The sequence below is a fragment of the Sphingomonas sp. J315 genome, assembly GCF_024666595.1.
Lineage (GTDB): Bacteria > Pseudomonadota > Alphaproteobacteria > Sphingomonadales > Sphingomonadaceae > Sphingomonas.
In genome coordinates this window covers 3545039-3570209 of sequence record NZ_CP088296.1, presented here as the reverse complement: position 1 = coordinate 3570209, position 25171 = coordinate 3545039, and the positions used below count along the sequence as shown (strand labels likewise).

Annotated in this window: 23 protein-coding genes and 1 pseudogene; 17 read left to right on the top strand and 7 right to left on the bottom strand. The window is 65.1% G+C overall.

Going from position 1 to position 25171, the window contains the following annotated elements; genetic code table 11:
- The first annotated feature begins 51 nt into the window (after positions 1-51).
- Together LRS08_RS18080 and LRS08_RS18075 are read left to right on the top strand one after the other, a co-directional pair.
- On the top strand, positions 52-837 hold the full coding sequence (locus LRS08_RS18080; RefSeq protein ID WP_257845868.1) for a hypothetical protein: 786 nt from the start codon (positions 52-54) through the stop codon (positions 835-837).
- Between the two features lie 9 nt (positions 838-846).
- Positions 847-2442, top strand: coding sequence for a tetratricopeptide repeat-containing sulfotransferase family protein (locus LRS08_RS18075; protein ID WP_260481083.1), 1596 nt, complete (start codon positions 847-849; stop codon positions 2440-2442).
- Positions 2443-2501: 59 nt separating this feature from the next.
- Here the strand turns inward: LRS08_RS18075 and ahcY are convergent, their stop codons facing one another.
- From ahcY to LRS08_RS18060, 3 genes are all read right to left on the bottom strand, one after another.
- A complete protein-coding gene (ahcY, locus tag LRS08_RS18070; protein ID WP_257845870.1) occupies positions 2502-3908 on the bottom strand; it encodes an adenosylhomocysteinase in 1407 nt (468 codons plus the stop codon).
- Between the two features lie 408 nt (positions 3909-4316).
- Positions 4317-5006, bottom strand: a complete 690-nt coding sequence (locus LRS08_RS18065) for a GNAT family N-acetyltransferase (RefSeq protein ID WP_257845871.1) — start codon at positions 5004-5006, stop codon at positions 4317-4319.
- A gap of 57 nt (positions 5007-5063) precedes the next feature.
- Complete coding sequence (locus LRS08_RS18060) at positions 5064-5624, bottom strand: YqgE/AlgH family protein (RefSeq protein ID WP_257846188.1); 561 nt, start codon at positions 5622-5624, stop codon at positions 5064-5066.
- A gap of 109 nt (positions 5625-5733) precedes the next feature.
- Here LRS08_RS18060 and LRS08_RS18055 point away from each other — a divergent pair, with 109 nt between their 5' ends.
- The 4 genes and pseudogenes from LRS08_RS18055 (at position 5734) to LRS08_RS18040 (ending at position 8866) form a co-directional block, all read left to right on the top strand.
- Positions 5734-6213, top strand: coding sequence for a peroxiredoxin (locus LRS08_RS18055; RefSeq protein WP_257845872.1), 480 nt, complete (start codon positions 5734-5736; stop codon positions 6211-6213).
- 85 nt (positions 6214-6298) lie between these two features.
- Entirely contained in the window at positions 6299-6565 is a 267-nt protein-coding gene (locus LRS08_RS18050) for a hypothetical protein (RefSeq protein WP_260481082.1), read from the top strand.
- A gap of 99 nt (positions 6566-6664) precedes the next feature.
- Positions 6665-8103 (top strand): annotated as a pseudogene (locus LRS08_RS18045) (AMP nucleosidase).
- Positions 8104-8224: 121 nt separating this feature from the next.
- Positions 8225-8866, top strand: coding sequence for a hypothetical protein (locus LRS08_RS18040; RefSeq protein ID WP_257845875.1), 642 nt, complete (start codon positions 8225-8227; stop codon positions 8864-8866).
- Positions 8867-8925: 59 nt separating this feature from the next.
- Here the strand turns inward: LRS08_RS18040 and LRS08_RS18035 are convergent, their stop codons facing one another.
- On the bottom strand, positions 8926-10761 hold the full coding sequence (locus LRS08_RS18035; RefSeq protein ID WP_257845876.1) for a M2 family metallopeptidase: 1836 nt from the start codon (positions 10759-10761) through the stop codon (positions 8926-8928).
- 58 nt (positions 10762-10819) lie between these two features.
- The gene (locus tag LRS08_RS18030; RefSeq protein WP_260481081.1) at positions 10820-11569 is read right to left on the bottom strand and encodes an alpha/beta fold hydrolase; all 750 of its coding nucleotides are present in this window, start codon (positions 11567-11569) and stop codon (positions 10820-10822) included.
- A 128-nt stretch (positions 11570-11697) separates the two neighbouring features.
- On the opposite strand from LRS08_RS18030, the gene LRS08_RS18025 reads away from it, so the two are divergent.
- The 3 genes from LRS08_RS18025 (at position 11698) to LRS08_RS18015 (ending at position 14888) form a co-directional block, all read left to right on the top strand.
- Positions 11698-12141, top strand: a complete 444-nt coding sequence (locus LRS08_RS18025) for a MarR family winged helix-turn-helix transcriptional regulator (RefSeq protein WP_257845879.1) — start codon at positions 11698-11700, stop codon at positions 12139-12141.
- A complete protein-coding gene (locus tag LRS08_RS18020) occupies positions 12134-13192 on the top strand; it encodes an HlyD family secretion protein (RefSeq protein ID WP_257845880.1) in 1059 nt (352 codons plus the stop codon). Before LRS08_RS18025 ends, LRS08_RS18020 begins: the two co-directional genes overlap by 8 nt.
- Before the next feature lie 142 nt (positions 13193-13334).
- Positions 13335-14888 (top strand): DHA2 family efflux MFS transporter permease subunit, encoded by a 1554-nt coding sequence (locus LRS08_RS18015; RefSeq protein WP_257845881.1) that lies wholly within the window; start codon positions 13335-13337, stop codon positions 14886-14888.
- Here the strand turns inward: LRS08_RS18015 and LRS08_RS18010 are convergent.
- On the bottom strand, positions 14836-15429 hold the full coding sequence (locus LRS08_RS18010) for a DUF2238 domain-containing protein (RefSeq protein ID WP_260481080.1): 594 nt from the start codon (positions 15427-15429) through the stop codon (positions 14836-14838). The genes LRS08_RS18015 and LRS08_RS18010 overlap by 53 nt on opposite strands.
- Positions 15430-15489: 60 nt before the next feature.
- Entirely contained in the window at positions 15490-16515 is a 1026-nt protein-coding gene (locus LRS08_RS18005) for an aspartate-semialdehyde dehydrogenase (protein ID WP_257845882.1), read from the bottom strand.
- Between the two features lie 323 nt (positions 16516-16838).
- Here LRS08_RS18005 and LRS08_RS18000 point away from each other — a divergent pair, with 323 nt between their 5' ends.
- The 8 genes from LRS08_RS18000 to LRS08_RS17965 all read left to right on the top strand — a co-directional run bounded on the left by LRS08_RS18000 (position 16839) and on the right by LRS08_RS17965 (position 25155).
- On the top strand, positions 16839-17813 hold the full coding sequence (locus tag LRS08_RS18000; RefSeq protein ID WP_374581542.1) for an alpha/beta hydrolase: 975 nt from the start codon (positions 16839-16841) through the stop codon (positions 17811-17813).
- Entirely contained in the window at positions 17810-18301 is a 492-nt protein-coding gene (locus LRS08_RS17995; RefSeq protein WP_257845883.1) for an RNA pyrophosphohydrolase, read from the top strand. The genes LRS08_RS18000 and LRS08_RS17995 overlap by 4 nt, the downstream gene beginning before the upstream one ends.
- Positions 18302-18351: 50 nt before the next feature.
- Positions 18352-19293: a YdiY family protein gene (locus LRS08_RS17990; protein ID WP_257845884.1), complete on the top strand. Its 942-nt coding sequence runs from the start codon at positions 18352-18354 to the stop codon at positions 19291-19293.
- Between the two features lie 251 nt (positions 19294-19544).
- The gene (locus tag LRS08_RS17985; protein WP_257845885.1) at positions 19545-20603 is read left to right on the top strand and encodes a DUF47 family protein; all 1059 of its coding nucleotides are present in this window, start codon (positions 19545-19547) and stop codon (positions 20601-20603) included.
- A gap of 9 nt (positions 20604-20612) precedes the next feature.
- On the top strand, positions 20613-21626 hold the full coding sequence (locus LRS08_RS17980) for an inorganic phosphate transporter (RefSeq protein WP_257845886.1): 1014 nt from the start codon (positions 20613-20615) through the stop codon (positions 21624-21626).
- Positions 21627-21696: 70 nt separating this feature from the next.
- Positions 21697-22902 carry a hydrolase gene (locus LRS08_RS17975; protein WP_257845887.1) on the top strand — a complete coding sequence of 402 codons (1206 nt, stop codon included), beginning with the start codon at positions 21697-21699 and terminating at the stop codon, positions 22900-22902.
- Complete coding sequence (locus LRS08_RS17970) at positions 22899-23909, top strand: arginine N-succinyltransferase (protein ID WP_260481079.1); 1011 nt, start codon at positions 22899-22901, stop codon at positions 23907-23909. Before LRS08_RS17975 ends, LRS08_RS17970 begins: the two co-directional genes overlap by 4 nt.
- The gene (locus LRS08_RS17965) at positions 23896-25155 is read left to right on the top strand and encodes an N-succinylarginine dihydrolase (RefSeq protein ID WP_257845888.1); all 1260 of its coding nucleotides are present in this window, start codon (positions 23896-23898) and stop codon (positions 25153-25155) included. Before LRS08_RS17970 ends, LRS08_RS17965 begins: the two co-directional genes overlap by 14 nt.
- The last annotated feature ends 16 nt before the right edge of the window (positions 25156-25171 follow it).

Below are 25171 nucleotides of genomic sequence, written 5' to 3'. Positions count from 1 at the left end.
TAACATGTCGCCCGTTTTCATTTTGTCGAACGAAAGGAGTCGGGCCGCGCAATGCCGCAAGTCCTCGTAACCCCCGACAATCTGGATGATGCGAACCGTCAGTTCACCCAGGCACCGCTGACCCATCCGGTGTTTCTCAACAGCCTGCCCAAAAGCGGCAGCCATCTGTTGCGCAACATCCTGCGAATGTTCGTTCCCGTAGATCAGCAATATCAGGCCGACTTCATCCAGTGGCCGACGCTCCAGCGCCACCGCGTCGCGTTCGATCCGGCACATCCCAGGCTGAGCTGGGGCCATCTGTTTTTCGCCGATGCGTCAGTCATCGAGACCGCATCGGCGCGGCGCATCCTTCTCTATCGCGACCCGTATGACTGGGTGATCGCACAGGCGCGCTTTTTCCTGTCCGAACAGTTCAGCGGCAATGTCGAATTTCTGAAATCGGGAGCGCTCGGCATCGATGAACTGCTGACGATGATGATCTTCGGCATCCCGGGAAAACAGCCTTCGCTGCACGGCATGTATGAATTGAACGTCGCCGCCTGGCTCGGCTCCAGCGTCTATCCGATCAGGTTCGAGGATCTGGTCGCGCATGCGCGGCAACCCGAGACCGACGCGGCGGCTGCCTATTTCGCCGCATTGCTTGAAGCATGCGGCATCGCGGTGCCGACGGACTGGCAGGCGCGCGTCCGTATCGGTGCCGACCCTGCGCAGAGCGGAACCGCGCGGGACAACCTCACTGGCGTTGCCAAGCAATTGCCCGATCGGTTGGGGGATCGCCATCGCGCGCTCGTCGATTTCCATGCGCCTGGCCTTCGCGCCCTGCTCGGATATCGCTAGGCTGACCGGATGAACCAGACCGATCCGCTGATCTCGTCCCGCCCCGCGCTCGCACGTGCGCGCAACCTGCTCTCGGCGGAAAAGCCGGAGGCTGCGGCGCGGGAAGTGATGAACCATCTCCGCCGGCACCCCGGCGACCCGGAGGGGTTGACGATGCTGGGGTCGATCGCGAACCGCCTCGGCGCGCTCGAACAGGCGCAACAATTCCTGCGCCAGGCGATCGCAGCCGGCGCGCGCGGCCCTGACGCGCGACGCGAACTTGCTGCGGTCTACAATCAGCAGCAACGCCCGGTTGAGGCGCTGGCATTGATGGAGGAGCTGGAACGAGAGGTTTCCGACCTCGCAATTCCATCCGCACGAAGCGCATTGCTCGACAAGCTCGGCCGGCACGATGAGGCGCTGGAACTGCAACAACAACTGGTCGAGCAGGCCGGCGACACGCATCCGAATCTGTTGATTCCGCTCGGCCACATCCTGCGCGCGATGGGCCGGGTCGATGAGGCAGTCGCCGCCTACCGCCGCGCCGCCGGGGCCGATTTCGAGTTCGGCGAGGCGTGGTGGGGCCTGGCCAGCATCAAGCGCAAAGTCCTTACCGATCAGGATCTCGAAATGATCGCACGCGGGATCGAAGTCGCGATCGATCCCCGGAACAGTGCGCCGTTACATTTCGCAATGGCAAAGGCGCTGCACGATCGGGAGCGCCATGCGGAGGCATTCGCCCATTATGCAAAGGGCAACGCCCAACGTGCCGAGAGCCTCAAATATGACCCGGCCGAACTGACCGCGGAGATCACCGAGATTGAGCGCACGATTGACGCCGATTTCATCGCCCGGCTCCCGCAAGAACCCGTCGGGGACGGGGCAATTCCGATCTTCATCGTCAGCCTGCCGCGCTCCGGTTCGACCCTGCTGGAACAGATGCTGGGAAGCCATCCCGCGCTTGAGCCGGTGGGCGAGCTTCCCTACGGACCCGCCATCCTGCGTTCCGCGATCGAGCTCGCAACCCGCCGCGGCTCCATGACCGTGCCGCAGCTGACCCGGACCCTTACCGACGATCAGGCACGGGTGCTGGGCGAAGATTATCTGCGCCGCGCGGCCGAGCACCGCCGCAGCGATTCTCCCTTCTTTATCGACAAGCTGCCCCATAATTGGAGCAACCTCCTGTTCCTGAAGCGAATCCTGCCACAGGCGCGCTTCCTCGACATCCGGCGCAACGCGATGGACTGCTGTTTTTCAAACTACACCCAGCTGTTTTCCAGCGCGCACGCCTCGTCGTTCGACCTGACCCATATCGGACGGAGCTATGTCGACTATGTGCGGCTGATGGCGCATCTCGACGGCGTCGCGCCCGGTCTGGTCCACCATATCGACTATGCCGCGATGGTCGATGATCCCGAACCGCAGCTGCGCCCTGCCCTCGCCTATCTCGGCCTGCACTGGGATCCGGCAATCCTGCAATTCCACAAGCTCGACCGCGTGGTCCGCACGCCCAGCAGTGAGCAGGTTCGCCGCCCGCTCAACCGCGACGGCGTCGATATCTGGAAACCCTATGCGCAGTGGCTCGATCCGCTGCGTGATGTGCTCGGCCCGCTCGCCGACGCCTGAACGAAAAAGGGGGCGCTTCCGATCCCGGAAGCGCCCCCTTTCTGTTTCGGCTCTACCGTTTAGTAGCGATAGTGGTCCGGCTTGAACGGGCCTTCGACCGGCACGCCGATATAATCGGCCTGACGCTGGGTCAGCTTGGACAGCTTGACGCCCAGCTTGTCGAGGTGAAGCGCCGCAACCTTCTCGTCGAGGTGCTTGGGCAGGACGTACACGTCGTTGCCGTACTTGTCCGCACCGGTCCACAGCTCGATCTGCGCCAGAACCTGGTTGGTGAAGCTTGACGACATCACGAACGAAGGGTGACCGGTCGCGTTGCCCAGGTTGACCAGGCGGCCCTTCGACAGGACGATGATCTTCTTGCCATCGGGGAACTCGACCTCGTCGACCTGCGGCTTGATCTCGGTCCACTTGAAGTTGGCGAGGCCGGCGATCTCGATCTCGCTGTCGAAGTGACCGATGTTCGACACGATCGCCATGTTCTTCATCGCGCGCATGTGATCGACGGTCAGCACGCCTTCGTTGCCGGTCGCGGTGACGAAGATGTCGGCGCGGGTCGCGGCCTCTTCCATCGTCACGACTTCATAGCCCTCCATCGCCGCCTGCAGCGCGCAGATTGGATCGATTTCGGTGACCAGAACGCGCGCGCCGCCGTTGCGCAGCGACGCCGCCGAACCCTTGCCGACGTCGCCGAAACCGGCGACGCAGGCGACCTTGCCGGCCAGCATGACGTCGGTGGCGCGACGGATCGCGTCGACCAGCGATTCCTTGCAGCCATAGAGGTTGTCGAACTTCGACTTGGTCACGCTGTCGTTGACGTTGATCGCCGGGAAAGGAAGCTTACCCTTCTTCGACAGCTCGTACAGGCGATGCACGCCGGTGGTGGTCTCCTCCGACACGCCCTTGATGTTCTGGACGGTCTTGGTGAGGTAACCGGGACGCTCGGCCAGGAAGCGCTTCAGCGTCGCGACGAAGATTTCCTCTTCCTCGTTAGACGGGGTGAACAGCTCCTCACCGGCCTCTACGCGCGCGCCCCACAGCGCGAACATGGTGGCGTCGCCGCCATCGTCGAGGATCATGTTGCAGGTCTGGTCCTGACCCCAGTCGAAGATGCGGATGACGTAATCCCAATATTCCTCCAGCGTCTCGCCCTTGACGGCGAAGACGGGGATGCCGGCGGCGGCGATCGCAGCGGCGGCATGGTCCTGGGTCGAATAGATGTTGCAGGTCGCCCAGCGCAGTTCGGCGCCCAGTTCCTTCAGCGTCTCGATCAGCACCGCAGTCTGGATCGTCATATGCAGCGAACCGGTGATGCGCGCGCCGGCGAGCGGCTTGCTCGCGCCGAACTCTTCGCGCAGCGCCATCAGGCCCGGCATCTCAGTCTCGGCGATCTCGATTTCCTTGCGGCCGAACGCGGCGAGGCTGAGGTCCTTGATGACGTAATCGGTCTTGTCGAGCACGGTGGCCACGATCGTTCTCCGGATAGTGAAATGATTCGCCGCGGCATGCCCGCGACTGTGCACGCGCCCCTAGCCGATCGGCGCGCGATGCGCAAATGAAACATAAAGATATCTTTATATGATACGCGGCACCCTGCACTAAATGGCCGTGTTGACAGCGAAATATCCCGCTGTGACGACTGAGCGCGAAGGGGTTTGGGGGATCTCCGATGAAGATTTGGTCGAACACCGGCACTGCCGCGCTGGCGCTTCTGATGGCGAGCGCGGGATATGTCCCCGCACTGGCGCAAGCGGCGGTTCGGCAGCGTGGTCGAAGTGACCAAATGGCTGCGCACCGGGGTGAGCCCGGATGAGATGATCGGTGGGCTGTCGCGCGATCCCCAAGCGCGGCAGAAGCGAAGGCCCGGAAATAGGCGTTCAGACCGTCGGCATTCGCGCAAGGATCAATGCGCGGATGTCTGTGCGGATGCGGAACCCCATTCTTTCGTACAGCGCGATGGTGGCGCGATTGCTGGCATAGCAGTGCAGAAAGGGGGTCTCCCCGCGCGCCAGGATCACGTTGGCGACATGACGGGTAAGGTGCCCCGCCAGCCCGCGGCCGCGCCAGTCAGGATGGGTGCACACGGCGCTGATCTCGGCATAGCCCGGCAATCGCATCCGTTCGCCCGCCATCGCGATAAGCTGTCCATCGACCTTGACCCCCACAAAACCGCCCAGCCGGTTGCTGTGGCGGACATAGGGGCCGGGCTCGGTGAGCGTGGCCAGCGCGAACATCTCGGCACCATCGGCATCGTCGAGCGGGACGATGTCCGGCACCGCGCGATCGTCGGGAACGAGCGCGTCGAGCACCATCTGCACCGCCAGCCCCTCCTTCGCCAGGCGGATGCCGTCGGGTACCTTCCACGGCTGGCGCTCCACGAGCCATAGCTCGCCATCCTCGGGCACCAGCGCATCCAGCGCGGCCAGGCTCTCCGGCGACTCGTCCGCGGTCGCACCGAACAGCCCGATATTGCGGTCGACCCGCAACGCCGCAGGCGTTCCCTCGGCGATAGCTGCCCAGCCGGTGGCGAGTGAGGACCAGATCGGACGGTCGAGTGGATGGCTCATGCGCCGCTCCTGCACTGCCGCGCGCCGTCTGTCAGCCCGGCATTTGTGCGCACGCAGTCAGGCGGTGCCCGCGTCGTTCGCCAGCAGGCGCGGGTCGATCCCGGCACGCGCAAAACTACGCTCCCATCGACGCTCCGCCGCCACGTCATAGAGCAAAGCCGCGTCGCCCGGCACATTGAACCAGCCATGCCGCGTCAACTCCGCATCGAGTTGCCCTTCGGCCCAGCCGGCATAGCCCAGCGCGACGATCCAGCGCGACGGCCCCGTGCCATCCGCGATCGCGCGCAGTACGTCGATTGTCCCTGACAATGCCCAGCGGCCCGCCACGTCAATGGTGTCCTGCCCGCCCCAATCGGTCGAATGCAGCACGAACCCACGCTGCGGCTCGACCGGTCCGCCGAAATGGACCGGCGCATCGGGCGCGACGCCCGGATCGATTTCGAACTGGCCGAGCAAGTCGTGCAGGCTCAGCCCGTCGAGCTCGCGACCGATACCGACGCCCAGCGCCCCTTCCGCGTCATGCGCGCAGATTGCGATTACCGCCCGCTCGAACCTGGGGTCGCCGATTCCCGGGAGTGCGAGCAGGATTTGCCCGGTCAGAAAGCTGGTCTCTTCCATGTCTGCTTCAACATAGTCCCGTGCGATCGGCTCCGCCACGCTTGAAAATCGCCGCGATCATGCCACTTGGACGCCAACCCGCAGTTCCGCGGAGCGAGAGGAGACCCAGATGACGATCAAGATCGGCGATCGCGTACCCAGCACCAATTTCGTCAAGGCGACCGAGAATGGACCCGAGCAGGTCAGCTCGGACGAATATTTCGCGGGCCGCAAGGTTGCGCTCTTCTCGGTTCCCGGTGCCTTCACCCCGACCTGCTCGGCGCGCCACCTGCCCGGCTATGTCGAGAAGGCAGATGATCTCAAGGCCAAGGGCGTGAACGAGATCGCATGCACTGCGGTCAACGATCCCTTCGTCATGGGTGCGTGGGCAAAGAGCGCCGACGCGGGCGACGTCACGATGCTGTCGGACGGCAACGGCGCGTTCGCCAAGGCAGTCGGCCTCGAGTTCGACGGCAGCAAATTCGGCATGGGTATGCGCGGCCAGCGTTATTCGATGCTGATCAACGACGGCATCGTCGAGCAGCTGCACGTCGAAGCACCCGGCGAGTTCAAGGTCAGCTCGGCCGAACATCTGCTCGAAAACCTCTAACGGTTTCGGTCGCGCGCCGGTTCGCCGTTGACGGGGGAACCGGCGTGCGGCGAAGCTGTTGTCACTGTGGAAGGGAGACCCCGAAATGACCACCGAGACCAAGCCCGCCGCCACCCCGGCGACCACCGAAACCACCACCGAAGCCGCAGCCGACGAGTCGCTGTTCAGCCAGGCAAAAGAAGCCCTGACCGACGCGGGCGAAGCGATCAGCGGCGCGTTCGACGATGTCGTCGACGCAGCGAAGAAGAACCCCGTCGCGGCTGCGGCGATCGCCGCAGGCGCGGCTGCCGCAGTTGCAGGTGCCGCGTTCGGCGTCAGCAAGCTGCTGGACAAGGACGACGAAACCAAGTGAGGCGCTGGGGCACGCCGGTCCTGTCGGATCTGCGTGCCCCATCATGTCTTGTCCCCATCCTGTCTTGCCAACGTCATCGCGGCAAATTAGCCGTTGAAGATGACACAAGCAGAACAAATCGTCGCCGAACTGGATCGGCTGCACACCGCCTCCGTCACCCGCCTGCGTGAGGCCCTTGATCTCTATCTGACCCAGGGGATCGCCCCGGATCCGGAGCGCCGCACCGACGGCAGCTTCGCCTATCCCGAAATCCGCGTCCGCTATCGCAACGAAGTGGACCGCCCGACCCCGGCGCGCAGCTTCGGCCGACTGGTCGAACCCGGCGACTATGCAATCAGCGTCACCCGCCCCGCGATGTTCGCCGACTATCTGGTCGAACAGCTGACCCTGTTGATCGAGGATTATGACGTCGAGGTCAGTGCGACCACCGGGCGGCAGGAAATCCCCCTTCCCCTATGTCATCGACCCCAGCCATGTGCTGAAGATGGATCAGGTGTCGGTGCTCGAACTCGCGCGGCATTTCCCGGCGACCGAGCTGGCGCATATCGGCGACGAGATCGCCGATGGCAGCTGGATCAGCCAGGACGGCACCCGTCCGCTCGCACTGTTCGATGCTCTGCGCACTGATTTCAGCCTCGCGCGGCTGCGCCACTATACCGGCACCCCGACCGAGCATGTGCAGCAGTATATCCTGTTCACCAACTATCACCGCTATGTCGACGAATTCGTCCGCTGGGCGTCGGAGCAGGTTGGCGAAGGCAGCCGCTTTACCGGCGTGTCCGGGCCGGGCGGCATGATTTTCAAGGCCGGCGACGATCCCGAGATGCTGCTGACCGACAGCGCCTGGCGGCGCCACCAGATGCCCGCCTGGCACCTGATGGCGGAGGACGGCAGCGGGATCACGCTGGTCAATATCGGCGTCGGCCCGTCGAACGCGAAGACGATCACCGACCACCTCGCCGTGCTCCGCCCAGAAGCATGGCTGATGATCGGCCATTGCGGCGGCTTGCGCCCGAGCCAGCGGATCGGCGACTACGTTCTCGCGCACGCCTACCTGCGCGACGACCATGTGCTCGACGACGTCCTGCCCCCCCGAAATCCCGATCCCCGCGATTGCGGAAGTGCAACAGGCGCTCGCCCGCGCGGCGGAGACGGTGTCGGGCCAGTCGGGCGACGAGCTCAAGCGCCGGTTGCGCACCGGCACGATCGTCACCACCGACGACCGCAACTGGGAATTGCGCTTCTCGCGCTCTGCGCTGCGCTTCTCCTTGAGCCGCGCGGTCGGCGTCGACATGGAGAGCGCGACGCTGGCGGCTCAGGGCTATCGCTTCCGCGTTCCTTACGGCACCCTGCTCTGCGTGTCGGACAAGCCGCTCCACGGCGAACTCAAGCTCCCCGGCCAGGCAAATCGCTTCTACGAGCGCGCAATCGCCGAGCATCTCAAGATCGGGATCGAGACGTGCGAGGAGCTGCGCCGCGAAGGGGCGAAGCTGCACAGCCGGAAATTGCGCGCGTTCAACGAGCCGCCGTTCCGTTAGGTTTTCCGCTCGCGCGGGCCAGTGCTGCAACGTTCCAGTGGAACTGGAACCGGAAAAGATTGACGCGGGAAACCGAATTGCCTCAGGTTGGTTACAGACACGAAACCACTGGAGTTGCGTGATGGCGAAAGCCCCGACCACATCGAACGAAGACGGCACCCCAACCAAGGCCAAGGCTCCGGCCAGGCCGCGCAAGGCCGCCGCCAAGCCCGCCGCCGCCAAGGCGACTGAAGCCAAGGAAGCCGCTCCAGCCAAGGCAAAGGCGCCCACCAAAGCCAAGGCTCCGGCCAAGCCGAAGGCCGCGCCGAAGCCTGTGGCCGAAAAGGCTGTTGCGGAGAAGCCCGCCACGCCGGCCAAGAAGACCACCGCGCCCAAGCCGGCCGCCAAGGCTCCTGCCGTCGCCGACAAGGCCCCGCCACCGCGCCGCACCGCCGCCGCGCGCAAGCCTGCCGCGACGGCAAAGCCGCGCGCCTCGACTCGCAATAGCGCCGCCAGCCGGCCCCGTGCCGCCGTCGAGGCCGCTGCCGCCAAGGTCTCGTCGGCCGCGCAGACTGCCGCGCAGACCGTTACCGAATCAACGCCCGTACAGTTTGTGTCGGAAACGCGCGAGAAGATGGGCGACCGCAATTTCTTCGCGACCGTGATCGGCGGCGTCGCCGCGATCGGTGCGGCGGTCGCGGGTATCTTTTATGCGGTGCAAAAGGGTCAGGGCGGGCCGGAAGATGCCGCCGCGCCCAAGCCCAAGGACAAGGCGGGCAAGTAGCCGCGCTCACCCGTCAAAAGGAAAGGGCCGCCGCGAGCATCTCGGGGCGGCCCTTTCTGTTACCAGCCCGTCGGCTTGCCCTTGTTCTGCTCGTCGAGCCATCCCTTGAGCGGCGCGAAATATTCGACCATCGCCGCGCCCGACATCTCGCGGCTGCCGGTGAACGCCTCGAGCGCGTCGGGCCAGGGCTTGGACGATCCCATCTCCAGCATCGCGTTCAATTTCGCACCGACCTCCTTGTTCCCATAGAAGGAACAGCGGTGAAGCGGCCCTTGCCACCCGGCCTGATCGCACGCCGCCTTGTAGAACTGGAACTGCAGCAGCCGCGCGAGGAAGTAGCGGGTATAGGGCACATTCGCCGGGATATGATATTTCGCGGCGGGATCGAACTTCGTCTCGTCGCGCTTCACCGGCGGGACGATGCCCTGATATTGCAGCCGCAGCGCGTCCCATGCGCCCTGATAGCCGCCCGCCGGAATGCCGCCCGAAAACACGCCCCAGCGCCATTTGTCGATCAGCAGTCCGAACGGCAGGAACGCGACCTTGTCCATCGCCTGACGCAGCAGCAACCCGGTATCCTTGTCCGCGCTCGGCACCTTGCTCTCGTCGAGTAGGCCGACCTGAACCAGATAGTCCGGCGTGATCGACAGCGCCGCAAAGTCGCCGATCGCCTCGTGGAAGCCGTCATTGGCCCCGTCGCGATACAGGATCGGCAGCTTGTTATAGGCGCGCTGATAATAGTTATGCCCCAGCTCATGCTGGATCGTGATGAAGTCGTCAGAATTGACCTTGATGCACATCTTGATGCGCAGATCGTCGACATCGTCGAGGTTCCACGCCGACGCATGGCACTGCACTTCACGGTCGGCGGGCTTCAAGAACTGCGACCGCTTCCAGAACGTCTCCGGCATCGGATCGAGCCCGAGCGAGGAGTAGAACGCCTCGCCGGTCTTCACCATCTTGATTGCGTCATAATCCTTCGCGACCAGCAGCTCGCCAATATCGTAGCCGACATCGCCCGATCCCGGCGGCGCGACCACGTCATAGATATTGCCCCATTCCTGCGCCCACATGTTGCCGAGCAGGTCGGCGCGGATCGGGCCGGTCTTCGACTGAACCGCGTCGCCATATTTCTCGTTGAGCTTCCACCGGACATAGGTGTGCAGCGACTCGTACAGCGGCTTAACTTCGTTCCACAATTTGTCGGTGAGCTTGGCGAACTCCTCCGGCGGCATGTCGTAATTCGACCGCCACATCGACCCGACATCCTTGTAGCCCAGCTCGCGCGCACCCTCGTTCAGCAGCCCGACCGCGCGCTGATAGTCCTGACGCTGCGGCGCACCGACATTGTCGTGCCAGCTGGTCCACATCTCCTTCAGTTCGTCGGGATTGCGATTGGTGCCCATCGCCGCTTCGATGTCGCTGCCGCTGATCGGCTGGCCCTTCAGCGTCCCCTTGCCCGTACCATAGACGGTCTGCATGTCGGTCTGCAGCTGCGAGAGTGCCGACGCTGCGCCCTCGCGCGTCGGCGCGGGCGAGGTGATGCGCGAGCGCAGGATGTTCAGCTGACGCCGCGTGTCGGGCGACAGGCCCTGAACCTTGTCATACTTCGCCGCCTCCAGCGCGAAGCGGACCGCCATCTCGGTCCCCTTCGCTCCGCTCTTCGCGACCAGCGCGGAGGTGTCGTCGTTGATGTAGGTGGCGTACAGCCATGCGATCCGCGCGGCATCGAGCGAGTATTCCTTATACTCGGCCTCGGCGCGCTTCAGGAACGCATCGGCTCCGGCCGGGGTCGCCGCCCCCGCGCTCGGTGCAGCGGCCTTCTGGCTCTGTGCAGCCCCCGGCCCGGCCAGCAACAGGGCGAGCGCGATCGTCGAAATTCCGGTGCGGATCATCAATCCCTCGATTGTCTAGTTTGGATGGCGCGCAACCTGCGCCCGGCCCCCGACCGGGTCAAGCGGTCAGAAATGTTACGATCGCATCGCCCAGTTCGGGCCGCGTCACCGCGCTCATGTGGTTGCCCGGAATCTCGACGAAGCGCGCGTCGGGCAGCATCGCGGCTAGGCCGGTGAACGACCCCACCTCGTCATCCTCCGCCCCCGCGACCACCAGCACCGGCACGTCGAGCATGGCCACCGCTTCGGGCGGCGTATCGACGAACGTATCGAGGATACCGAGCAGTGCCACCGGGTCGCCGCCGGTGGTCTTGAGGAATGCCTGCGACATGAATTCCTTGTCGCCGCGCACGAAGCTGCCGAAGCCGGTCAGCACGCGGCGGAAGAATCCCGCGCGGCGGCCGGTATCGGTCACCCCCTCGTCGCCCAGCCCCGACAGGATCACCCGCCGCGGCGTCGGCGCAATGCCGCGCGCCAACACCCGCATTGTGGTGCGCGCACCGAGCGAATAGCCGCCCAGATCATAATCGGTCAGCCTCAGATGCGCGATCAGCGCCTCCGCATCCTGCGCCAGCGCGTCGGGCGGATAGGCGGCGGGATCATGCGGTCGCGCGCTGTCTCCATGCGCACGCAGGTCCGGCATGATAACCCGGAACCCCGCATCCACCAGCTTCGCGGCGGTGCCATATTTGATCCAGTTGGTCTGCGCGTCGGAGAAATAGCCGTGGATCAGCACCACCGGCCGCCCCTGCCCCATCTCGCGCCAGGCCAGGGTCTGGCCGTCGAAGCTCTCGAAAGTCTCGGTCATCGCAGTTCTCTGCACCGGATTGGCCCCGCGCGAAAGCGTCGGCGGTTGCGTTGAACGCAATCGAATCAGTCGCAATTCGCAACTTATATCACTAGCATTTTATAAGCAGGCTTATTATGTCGCCGCTTATGACCGACTCACTTGGGTTCTTGATCAGCGACGTCTCCCGCCTGCTCCGCAAGCGCTTCGACGAACGCGCGCGTCTCATCGGCGTCACCCGCCAGCAATGGCGAACGCTCAGCGTGCTCAAGCGGCATGAAGGCAGCAACCAGGGCATGCTCGCCGAACTACTGGAGGTCGAACCGATCACCCTAGGCCGCATGATCGACCGGCTGGAGGAAGCCGGCTGGGTCGAACGCCGCCGCGATCCGGGCGACCGCCGCGTTTGGCGCATCCACCTGACCGACGCCGCCCAGCCGATCCTGCTCCAGCTCAAGTCTATTGCCGACGCGCTGTTTATCGACGCCGCCGAGGGCATCGCTCCCGACGATCAGGCAAAGCTTCACGCGCTGCTCGAACAGCTGCGCGACAATCTCTCGACCGGCCAGTCCAACGAGGCCGCCAATGGCTGAAGCCGACCCCCGCATCGAAACCACGACCGCATCCGAAGCGCCGCCAGCAAAGCCTACGCGTAGTCTGCTCCGCCCCATCCTGATGTTCGGCGTGCCGCTAGTGGTCATCTCCGCCATCGCTTTGTGGTGGTCGCTGTCTGGCGGCACCGTCTCGACCGACAATGCCTATGTCCAGCAGGACAAGGTGTCGGTGGCGAGCGATGTCGCGGGCCGCATCGTCGAGGTCGCGGTGAAGGAAAATCAGAGCGTCAAGGCCGGTGACATCCTCTTCCGCATCGACCCCGAACCCTATCGCATCGCGCTGGCACAGGCCGACGCCGCCATCGCCAATGCGCAGGTTCAGGTGACGACGATGCAGGCCAGCTATGTCGGCACCGGCGCGGACATTCAGGCCGCGCAGGACCGGATCGCGTCGGCGCAGGAGGATTATGCGCGGCAAAAGGCGTTGATGGATCGCGGCTTCACCACCCGCGCACGCTTCGAACAAGCGCAGCACTCGGTCGAACAGGCCCGCGCCAGCTATCAGAGCGCGCTCGCGGATGCACAGGAGGCCCGCGCCAAGCTTTCGAGCGGCAGCGCGGTACCAGGGATCAATCCCGCCATTGCCGCCGCCCGCGCCCAACGTGCCAAGGCGCTGCTCGATCTCGAACGCACCGCACGCCGTGCCCCGGTCGATGGCGTGGTCAGCCAGGCCGACCGGCTTCAGGTCGGCCAGATGATGATGTCGGGCCTGCCCGCCGTCACGTTGGTCCGCTCCGGCGGGTCGTGGATCGAGGCGAATTTCAAGGAAACCGACCTCGCCGACATGCGCGTCGGCCAACCCGCCGAAGTGCGCTTCGACGCCTATCCCGGCCTGAAGCTCAAGGGCCATGTCGCGTCGATCGGATCGCAGACCGGTTCCGAAACCTCGGTCCTTCCGGCGCAGAACGCCAATGGCAATTGGGTCAAGGTGACCCAGCGCGTGCCCGTCCGCATCGCCATCGACGAGAAAAGTCCGCGCCAGCTGATCGCCGGCCTCTCCGCCGAAGTCACCGTCGATACGCGCAAGTAATCCTGATGCGTCTCCCAACCCGTCACCCCCGCGAAAGCGGGGGCCCATCTCCCGGACTGTCGATCCGCCGCACCGGCGCGGTTCGCGGCGCGCTTGGGAGATGGGCCCCCGCTTTCGCGGGGGTGACGATGGGAGCAGTTTGATGGCGACTGCCCCGACTCCTGCCACCGAAGCCGCCCTCCCCGTGCGCAACAAGGGCCTACTGACCTTCGGAGTGATGCTGGCGACGATCATCCAGATCCTCGACACCACCATCGCCAACGTCGCGCTGCCGCATATGCAGACCTCGCTCGGCGCGACGGCCGATACGATCACCTGGGTGCTGACCAGCTATATCGTCGCGTCGGCGATCGCGATCCCGATCACCGGCTGGGTGTCCGACCGGATCGGGTCACGCAACCTGTTTCTGATCTCGATCATCGGCTTCACCGCGGCCTCTGCCCTGTGCGGCGCGGCGCAGAGCCTGGAGCAGATGGTGTTCTTCCGCATCCTTCAGGGGGTTGCGGCGGCATTCATGAACCCGCTCAGCCAGACCGTGATGCTCGACATCAACCGCCCACAGGACCAGCAAAAGGCGATGGCGGTGTGGGGCATGGGCATCATGATCGGCCCGATCCTCGGCCCCGTGCTGGGCGGCTGGCTGACCGAGAACTTCAACTGGCGCTGGGTGTTTTACGTCAACCTGCCCTTGGGCGTGATCTGCCTCGCGATCCTGTGGTGGCTGCTGCCCAGCCGCCCGGTGCGCAAGCGGACGTTCGACATATTCGGCTTCTCCTTGCTCGCGATCGGCATCGGCGCGCTCCAGCTGATGCTCGACCGGGGCCAGCATGCCGACTGGTTCTCCTCGACCGAAATCTGGATCGAGACGCTGATCGCCGGCACCGCGATCTGGATGTTCGTCGTGCATATGGCGATGGGCAAGAACCCGATGTTCGAGCGCAGCCTGTGGAAAAACCGCAACCTCGTCACCGCGCTCGCCTTCATGCAGGTGGTGGGCGTGGTGATGATGGCGACGATGGCGCTGCTCCCGCCGATGCTCCAGACGCTCTACGGATATCCCGTGATCGACACCGGGCTGTTGCTGATGCCGCGCGGCGTCGGCGTGCTGATCACGATGGGGCTGTCGGCGCGGCTGGTCGCGCGGGGAGTCGATCCGCGGCTGCTGGTCGGCACCGGCTTCGCGCTCGCCGCCTGGTCGCTGTGGGACATGACCACCTGGACGCTCCAGATGGGATCGACCCCGTTCATCATCTCGGGACTTGTGCAGGGATTGGGGATGGGCATGATCTTCATGCCGCTCAACGGCATGGCCTTCGCCACCCTCCCCGCGCATCAGCGGACCGAGGCGGCGAGCCTCACCAACCTGTCGCGCAATATTGGCGCGTCGATCGGCATCTCGCTGGTCACAACCATCCTCGCGCGCAGCACGCAAATCAGCCATGCCGACCTTGCCCCGAACATCACGGCGGAACGGCTGCAAACGCTCGACCCGAGTCTGCTCACCAATCTCGGCGGACAGGCAGACACGCTGCTGGCCATGGCGAATGCAGAGGTGACGCGACAGGCGGCGATGATCGCCTATCTCAACGATTTCCACGCGATGATGATCGTCACCGCCGCATCAATCCCGCTGGTGCTCTTCCTCAAGCGTCCAAAGGCCCGGATTGCGAACGATCCGGCTGCGGCGGGGCATTAAGCCAAGGCAGCGGGATCAAACACCCCAGCAGCGCCAGCGCCATATCCTTGGGCGCGTCGAACATGTCGCCCTGCTGGCCGTTATACTGGTCCGCCGCCTCCGGGCTGAGGCCCAGCGTCAGTGTCCATTCGAAAATCTCGTAGAGCGCGCCCAGCGCCAGCACGGCGAGCACCATGAACAGCACCGCCATCCGCCGCGTCAGCCCAGCATGGCGCGTGCCGATCTCGACCAGCGGCGCGGCGAAGCACAGGCCGAAGGCGAAATGGACCAGCCGGTCAAACATGTTGCGGTGGAATCCAAACGTTGCGTCGATACTGACCCCGGTCAGCGCCACGCTCCATGCGTCATAGGGCACGCTGCTGTACGTCCAGCGCGCCGCGAACAAATGGAGGAGAACGAAGGCGCAGCCACAGGCCACGCTGGCATTGTTTAGCGGCCAGCGCCTCAGCGCCCACCAGGCCAGCGGCACGCCAGCCACCACCGGCCCCATCTGCAACCAGGTATTCGGCGGATAGGCCGCCCCCACCGCGCTCAACGGCACGCCCGCAAGGCACGCGAGCAGCCACCAAATTTGCGCGGCGGGGAGACCTGTCAGCAGCCGTCAGCCCTTCTTCAGATGCCGGCGGCCCAACAACTCCGCGATCTGCACTGCGTTCAGCGCCGCGCCCTTGCGCAGATTGTCGCTGACGCACCAGAAGGCGAGGCCATTCTCGACGGTCGAATCCTCACGCACGCGGCTGACAAACGTCGCATAGTCGCCGACGCATTCGACCGGGGTGACGTACCCGCCATCCTCGCGCTTGTCGACCAACATGATGCCCGGCGCCTCGCGCAGGATATTCTGCGCATCCTCCGCCGACAGCTCATTCTCCAGCTCGACATGCACCGCCTCGCTATGCCCCACGAACACCGGCACGCGGACGCAGGTGGCGATCACCTTGACCTTGGGGTCGAGTATCTTCTTGGTCTCGACCACCATCTTCCACTCTTCCTTGGTCGACCCGTCGTCCAGGAAGCTGTCGATGTGCGGGATCACGTTGAACGCGATCTGCTTGGTGAACTTCTTCGCCTCCGCGCTGTCGCCGACAAAGATGTTGCGCGACTGCTCGAACAGCTCGTCCATGCCTTCCTTGCCCGCGCCCGACACCGACTGATAGGTCGCGACGACGACGCGCTTCACCTTGGCGGCATCGTGCAGCGGCTTCAGCGCCACCACCATCTGGGCGGTCGAGCAGTTCGGGTTGGCGATGATGTTCTTGGCCTTGTAGCCGTCGATCGCCTCCGGGTTCACTTCCGGCACGATCAACGGCACATCGGGGTCCATGCGATAGAGCGACGAATTGTCGATCACCGTGCAGCCGGCAGCGGCAAAGCGCGGGGCGTGAACCTTGGTCGCCTCGCTCCCGATCGCGAACAGCGCCATGTCCCATCCGGTCGGATCGAAATGGTCGATATTCTGGATCTTGTACTGTTTCCCGGTCTCGCCGAAATCGACCATGTCGCCGGTCGAGCGCGAGGACGCGAGCACGGCCAGCTCATCGATCGGAAATTCGCGCTCCGCCAGAATGGCGAGCATTTCGCGCCCGACATTGCCGGTGGCGCCTGCGACTACGACACGGTAACCCATCAATAGACCCTTTCATGCGGTCGAGCCGCCCGGAGTACGGGCAGCCACATAGTCATTCTTCGGTGGGAAGTCAGCGCCCGGTTCGGCGCGCTGAGAGAAATGTTTCGCGGCGGATGCCCGGACCCGCGCGACCGGCCTCTAGCGGCGCGTCACGGTCCGGGTGGTGATAATGGCCCGTTTTCGAAACATGGCCGCGCCTCTAGCAGCATGATTGCGCGGAGAACAGCGAAATTCTTCTTTCCTTACGGCAAAGCGCGGGTTGGTCGGTGGACGCGGCGATGCTCCCTCGCCTATGAACCCGGTCGCACGACAGGAGACCTTCCTTGGCCGACCATTTCGTCCGTCCCGACACCCGCGCTTTTCTCGACATGCTGGCCGCGATGCCGGAAATGCCTTGGCCGCCCCACCCCGCCGCCTATCGCGCGCAATATCTGGCGATGAAGGATATGGTCGATCTGCCGCTAGGTGAGCTCGCGACGGTCAAGGACCTCACCATCCCTGGGCCCGCCGGAGATATACCCGCCCGCCTGTTCGATGTGCGCGAGAAGCGCGAACCCGGCCCGGTCGTGGTCTTCTTCCACGGCGGCGGCTTCGTCATCGGCAATATCGACAGCCATGCGAGCTTCACCGCCGAGATGAGCCGCCTGCTCGACCTTCCCGTCGTCTCGGTCGACTATCGCCTCGCTCCCGAAAATCCCTGGCCCGCAGCGTCCGACGATTGCGAGGCAGCGGCGCGCTGGGTCGCCTCCAACCCCGCCGAACTCGGCCGCGCGGTGACCAGCATCGCGCTCGCGGGCGACAGCGCGGGCGGACAGATCGCCGCGGTCGCCGCGAGCGACCTGCGCGACGCACCCGCCGCCGTGCCGGTGATCGGCCAGTTGCTGATCTATCCCGCCGCGGATTTCGGGGGCAGCTACCCCTCCGCCGATCACTTCGCGGAGGGCTATCTGCTCACCGCCAAGGGCATGGCGTGGTTTAACGAATGCTATGCCGCCGATGTCGCGCACCCGCGCGCCTCGCCGATGCGCCATGCAACGCTGGAGGGGTTGCCCCCGGCACTGGTCATCACCGCCAGCCTCGATCCAATCCGGGATCAGGGCCGCGCCTATGCCGGAGCGCTGGCGGCGGCAGGCGTGCCGGTCGTGTTCCGCGAGGCGGTAGGCAATATCCACGGCTTCATCACCTTGCGCCGCGCCATTCCTTCAGCGCAAGGCGACGTCGCCGGGATGCTCGTCGCCTTCCGCGCATTGCTGACCGAGGCCGAGGCGAACCGCGTGATGATCCAGGCGGCGGCATGATCGACCGCGACGCGCTTCCCTATCGCCCCTGCGCCGGGGTCATCCTGCTCAACAGGCAAGGTCAGGTGTTCGTCGGCCAGCGTCTCGATTCGACGCTGGAGGCATGGCAAATGCCGCAGGGCGGGATCGATCCGGGCGAAGACCCGCTCGATGCCGCCTATCGCGAGCTATGGGAGGAAACCGGCGTCGCCCGCAACCATGTCGAACTGCTCGCCGCGCCCGAGATCGAACTGGAGTACGATCTGCCCGACGACCTGCTGGGCAAGGTGTGGAAGGGCAAATGGCGCGGCCAGCGCCAGCGCTGGTTCCTGTTCCGCCTGACCGCAGGGGACGAGGCGATCGACATCGCCACCGCCGAGCCGGAATTCCGTGCCTGGCGCTGGCTTGAGCCGCGCGAGCTGCCCGATGTGATCGTCCCGTTCAAACGCGACCTGTATGTCCGTCTGCTCCACATTTTCGCCCAACCTCTTGGGCTAGAGGTCGATTGATGCAGTGCAGCACTCGATTCCTTAACCAAGAAAGGGTAGTAACCGGTTACATGCGCCGCCTCCTCCCCCTTTTGCTCGCTCCGCTGCTACTTGCCAACGCAGACGTAACCGCATCCGCGCCGCAGGAGGCTCCCCCGCCGCCGCCAAACCAATCGGTCGAACGCTCGTCGGAGGTGAAGGCGATGCTCGACGCCGCGATGAAGGCGGGCGACGAGGGCGCGGTCAATGCGATCGTCAAATATGCCAAGGCCGCCGACAAGGAGCGCGCCGCGCAATTCGAGAAGGCAGCCGCGACCTGGAAGCGCGAACGACGCGAGGCTGCCGAACGCCGCATCCGCGAGGCCAAGTTCCTCGACCTGATCAAGGGGCGCGCCGAACTGGGCGGCTACTTCACCACTGGCAACACAGAAACGCTGGGCCTCACCGGCATTGTCGACTTGAAGCGCGAAGCGCTCCGCTGGCGCCACAAGCTGCGGATCCAGGCCGATTATCAGGAGACGTTCGGGCGAACGGTGCGCGAACGCTATCTCGCTGCCTATGAACCCAACTGGAAGATCGACGACCGCGCCTATGTCTATGGCGCGGCGCAGTTCGAGAGCGATCGGTTCCTGGGATTTGACGAACGCTATTCGGTGTCGGCAGGGGCAGGCTACTCGGCGGTCAAATCTCCGGCGCTGACTCTGGATCTCGAAATCGGCCCGGCGTTTCGCTATACCGATTTCATCACCGCTGCGACTGAACGCCAGATCGCAGCGCGCGGCAAGATCGACCTCGACTGGAAGTTGAGCAAGGGCGTCACCTTCAGTCAGGATGCGTCGGCGTTCGTCGAGCAGCAGAACAGCACGATCACGGGCAAGTCGGCATTGCGCGTGAAGCTGTTCGGCCCCTTCTCGACCCAGATGTCCTATGCGGTGAACTATGAAAGCGCGCCGCCGAACGGGCGCAAGTCGACGGATACTACGACACGCGCGTCACTGCTGGTGGACTTCTAGGTCGCTTTCGGCACCGACCGCTTCCCCACCCGGTCACCCAGCGCCAGCATCCTATAGGTGGCCGGGCGGGGGAGCCGGCCGCTGACGTTTCAGCGAAGCTGAACACAGCAAATGACTGTCACAGTAACTTCACAAGATTGTAACATTCGGCGAAATCGGGCATCGGGCCGCAACCCGGAGCCATCGCCATTCGCCAGATCGCCGCCCTGCCCTATCGTACCGAAGGGACCGCCATTGATGCCCCCGTTCGCGTGATGCTCGTCACGTCGCGCGGCACCGGTCGCTGGGTGATCCCCAAGGGCAATGTCGCGAACGGCACACCGCCACACCTCGCCGCCGCCGAAGAGGCCAAGGAAGAGGCAGGAGTCGTCGGCGCAGCCTGCCCCACGCCGATCGGCGCCTATCGCTATCGCAAGCGGCGCGGCAATGGCGCGCACCTGATGGCCGATGTCGAGGTATTCCCGCTCGCCGTCACCGAAGAACTCGCCCGCTGGAAGGAACAGGACCAGCGCGAACGCCGCTGGTTCACGCTGGAGGAGGCGGCCGACGCGGTCGACGAACCCGATCTCAGCGACCTGATCCGCAGCTTCGGCCCAACCGAATTCAATGCCGCCGCGCGGCGGACGAGCATGCTCGCCGTCGTCGCGCAAAGATCGAAAGCAAGTCAAATGTTTGCGTGGTTTCAGCGCCTTCTTCCCAAGACCGGAAATTTCTTCGATCTGTTCGAGGCGCATGCGGTAACGATCACCGCCGCCGCTGACGCGCTATCGCGCTTGTTCCAGGGCGCAGGCCCGACGCAGGACCATATCCGTGAGATCATGGAGCGTGAGCATGATGCGGACGGCATCATCCGTGAGGTGCTGCAGACGGTCCGCAAGACTTTCCTGACCCCGTTCGACCGCAGCGCGATCACCAGCCTGATCGGTGCGATGGACGACGCGATCGACGAAATGCAGGCCGCCGCCGCTGCGGTCGACCTGTATGAGGTCGATGCGTTCGAGCCCGAAATGCGTGACATCGTCGCCATCATTGTCGATGCCGCGCGGCTGACTGCCGAAGCGATGCCGCTGCTGCGGGATGTCGCGAAGAACGGCGTGCGCCTGCACGAGTTGACCGAGCGCCTGGTGCGGATGGAGGGCCATGCCGACGACATCCACGACGCCGGCGTCCGCCGCGCATTCAAGACCTATGGCGACGATCCGATGAAATTCTTCATCGCGCGCGAGATCTACAAGCATCTCGAGCGGATTACCGACGCGCTCGAGGATGTCGCGAACGAGATCGACGGCATCGTCATCGACCACGCCTGATCGCATCCCATGCACGAACTCGCTTTCCCGCTGCTCGTCGGCCTGATCATCCTCGCGCTGGCGTTTGACTTCTTGAACGGCCTCCACGACGCCGCCAATTCGATCGCTACGGTCGTCGCCACGCGGCTGCTCGGCCCGGTACAGGCCGTCGGATTCGCCGCCTTCTTCAACTTCGCCGCCTATTTCCTCACCCTCGCCTGGCCCGAGTTGCACAAGGTGGCGGAGACGATCGGCAAGGGGCTGATCGACAAGGATCTGGTCACCCCCGCCGTCGTGTTCGGCGCGCTGGTCGGCGCGATGTTCTGGAACGTCGTCACCTGGTGGAAGGGCATTCCCTCCTCGTCTAGCCACGCGCTCGTCGGCGGCATCGTCGGCGCGGGCGTCGCGCATGCCGGCTTCACCGGCATCCAGTGGAGCGGCCTCAACAAGACGCTGATCGCTATCGTGCTGTCGCCGCTGCTCGGCATGCTGCTGGCGATGCTGGTGATGCTGATGTCGAGCTGGGCGCTCCACCGCGTCGGCAACCGCAACGCAGAGAAGAGCTTCCGCTGGCTCCATCTCGTCTCCTCCGCTGCCTATTCGACCGCGCACGGCCTCAACGACGCGCAAAAGACGATGGGGATCATCACCGTGCTGCTCTATTCGACCGGCTATCTCTCGGGCGAATTCCATGTGCCGCACTGGGTCGCCATCGCCTGCTACATCGCAATCGCGTTGGGGACGTTATCCGGCGGGTGGAAGATCATCGAAACGATGGGAACGCGGATCACAAAATTGTCGCAGCATCAGGGGTTCAGCGCGTCGACCGGCGGGTCGATCATGGTGTTCACCGCCTCGCTGCTCGGCATTCCGGTTTCGACCACCCACACCATCACCGGCAGCATCATCGGCGCAGGAACCGCTCGGCGTGCCAGTGCCGTGCGCTGGGGCGTCGCGCAGAATGTGATCGCGGCATGGGTCATCACCATCCCCGCCTCGGCTGCAGTCGGCGCGCTGTTCTACATGCTCACGCGATTGTTCTAACTCGTAACTATTGTTACTTTTCCGGCCACAAGGGGTTCACCCGACGCGCGGGAGCCGATACACCCCCTGCATGGGGCTGACCGCAATCGAAGCCGCCGCCGTCGAGGCGGCCCGCGCCGCGCCGATGCTGGCGCAGGTCGAACGCTGGGTCGCGGTCAACAGCGGCACGCGCAACCTGACCGGCTTGGCGACGATGGCGGATTTGCTCGCCGATGCGTTCGCCGCCTTGCCCGGCGAGCTGGCGCTGGTCGAGCCCGCCCCGGTCGAGATGGTCGACACCAGCGGCACGGCCCAGTCACTGTCCGATGGCCGCCACCTCCACCTGCGCGTGCGTCCCGATGCACCGGTGCAGATGCTGTTCACTGGCCACATGGACACGGTGTTCCCCGCCGATCACCCCTTCCAGACCGCGACCTGGCTGCCCGATGGCAGCCTGAATGCCCCCGGCGCCGCAGACATGAAGGGCGGGCTGTCGCTTATGCTCGCCGCCCTGCGCGCGGTCGAGGCCACCCCCGCCTCAGCACGCTTCGGCTATGAAGTCGTCATCAACTCCGACGAGGAAACCGGATCCTTCGCCTCCGCTGCGCTGATCGCTCAGGCCGCGAAGAACAAGGTTGCCGCGCTCACCTACGAACCCGCGCTCCCCGATGGCACGCTGGCGGGCGCGCGTGGTGGGACCGGCAATTTCTCGATCGTCGTGCGCGGACGCAGCGCCCATGCCGGCCGCAACCCACGCGACGGACGCAACGCACTTGTCGCTGCGGCCGATCTCGCGCTGCGCCTGTCCCAGTTGATGACCGATGACTTGTCGGTCAACCCGGCGCGGATCGAGGGGGGCGGACCGAACAATGTCGTCCCCGATCTCGCCATCCTGCGCGTCAATTTCCGCCCCGCCTCGCCCGACGCCATCCAGCGCGCCGGAGCAGCGGTCCATGCCCTCGCTGAGAGCATCGCCACCGCGCACGACGTCGCGGTCCATGTCCATGGCGGCTTCAACCGCCCGCCCAAGCCGCTCGACCCCGGCGCCGAGCGGCTGTTCGGTCTGGTCAAGCAGGCCGGTGCCGATCTCGACATCCCCGTCGCCTGGAAGGCCACCGGCGGGGTGTGCGACGGCAACAACATCGCCGCGTGCGGCGTCCCCGTCGTCGATACGATGGGCGCACGTGGTGGCGCCATTCATTCGCAGGAGGAATTTCTGATCCCCGACAGCCTGCCCGAACGCGCGGCATTGTCCGCGCTGACCATCCTGCGCATCATCGAAAAGGGTGGCGTATGACCTTCATCATCCGCCCCGCCCGCGCCGACGACCTCCAGCATCTCTATGAGATGGCGAAGCTCACCGGCGGCGGCTTCACCAATCTCCCGCCTGAGAAACCGGCGCTGAAGGCCAAGCTCGAACGCAGCGCCGAAGCCTTTGCGCGTACCGACGATGCCAAGAAGGACGAACTGTTCGTCCTCGTGCTCGAAAACACCGACACGCAGGAGGTGCGCGGCACCTGCCAGATATTCACCCAGGTCGGCCAGCGCTGGCCCTTCTATTCCTACCGCATCGGTACGGTGACCAAGCATAGCGAGGCGCTCAATCGCACCTTTCGCGCCGAAATCCTCAACCTGGTCAACGACCTCGAAGGATCGAGCGAGGTCGGCGGGCTGTTCCTCCACCCCGGCGAACGCGCCGGGGGCCTCGGTATGTTGCTCGCGCGCAGCCGCTATCTGTTCATCGCGATGCACCGTGCGCGCTTCGCCGACCGCATCCTTGCCGAACTGCGCGGCGTGATCGACGAGGCGGGCGGATCGCCCTTCTGGGACGGGGTCGCGGGCCGCTTCTTCGGGATGAATTTCCAGCAGGCGGACGAGTTCAACGCGATCCACGGCAACCAGTTCATCGCCGACCTGATGCCGCGCCACCCGGTCTATACCGCGATGCTGACCGACCATGCGCGCAGTGTGATCGGCGTCCCCCACCCCTCGGGCCGCGCGGCAATGCGGATGCTGGAGCATGAAGGCTTCGCGTTCGAGAATTACATCGACATTTTCGACGGCGGCCCGACCATGACCGCGCGCACCGACAATGTGATGACGATCCGCGACTGCCGCGCCGAAGCGGTTGCCGCGCTGGCTCCGGGGGGCGACGCAAGCATCATCGCGCGCGGCCAGCTCGCCGACTTCCGCGCGTGCCACGGCCGGATCGGCCGGTCCGACACGGGCGCAACGCTCGATCCCGCCGCCGCTGCCTTGCTCAACGTCCAACCCGGCCAGCAGGTCCACCATGCCCCGCGTTGAGATCAATTTCGACGGAATCATCGGCCCCAGCCACAACTACGCGGGCCTGAGCCACGGCAACCTAGCCGCCACCCGCAATCAGGGCGCGGTGTCGCAACCTCGCGCCGCCGCGCTGCAGGGCATCGCCAAGATGCGCGCCAACCTCGCGCTCGGGCTGACCCAGGGCATATTACTGCCCCACGCCCGCCCCGATCATCGCTGGCTGGACAGTCTCGCCACCCGCTACGCCGACGCCGCGGCGCATCTTCAGGCGCAGGCGCTGTCCGCCTCCGCGATGTGGGCCGCCAACGCCGCCACCGTCTCCCCCGCGCCAGACACGGCGGACGGACGCTGCCACCTCAGCGTCGCCAACCTCGTGACGATGCCGCATCGCAGCCATGAATGGCCCGAAACCCTCGCCCAACTGGACCTCGCATTTGCGCATGACGCCTTCCGCGTGCACGGCCCAGTCCCCGCCCCGTTCGGCGACGAAGGTGCTGCCAACCATATGCGCCTCGCCCCGGAGCATGATGCACCCGGCGTCGAAATCTTCGTCTATGGCGTCAGCGGTGGCCCCTTCCCCGCGCGCCAGCATCGCGAGGCCAGCGCGGCGGTCGCGCGCCGCCACGGTCTCGACCCCGCCCGCACCTTGTTCGTCGAGCAATCGGAAGAAGCCATCGCCGCTGGTGCCTTCCACAACGACGTCGTCGCGGTCGCGAACGCCAATGTCCTGTTCGCGCACGAACTGGCCTTTGCGGACAAGAATGCGTTCTACGCTGATCTGCGCAAGCTGCTGCCGCGCGTCGAGATCGTCGAAGTACCCGCAGCTGAAGTCAGCCTGGCCGATGCGATCAGCTCCTATCTGTTCAACGCCCAGCTGGTGACGCTGCCCGGCGGCGAGACCGGCCTCATCCTGCCGACCGAGGCGCGCGACACGCCCAGCGTGTGGACCTGGCTCCAGCGCCATGTCGCCGGCAATGGCCCGATCCGCCATCTGGAGGTGGTCGATGTCCGCCAGTCGATGGCCAATGGCGGCGGCCCCGCCTGCCTGCGCCTGCGCGTCGTCGCCGATCCCGCGACGGTCGATCCCCGCTTTCTCGTCGATGCCACCAAGCTCGACCGGATTGCCGCAGTGATCGAGGCGCACTGGCCCGAACGGATCGCTCAGGACGAGATTGGCGATCCCACGCTCATCGCACGCGTCGAAGCGGCCCGAACAGCTTTACTCGGAGCCCTTGCGATCGCGCCTTCGGAGCTGTCGGGTTAATTGACAGGTAACCATA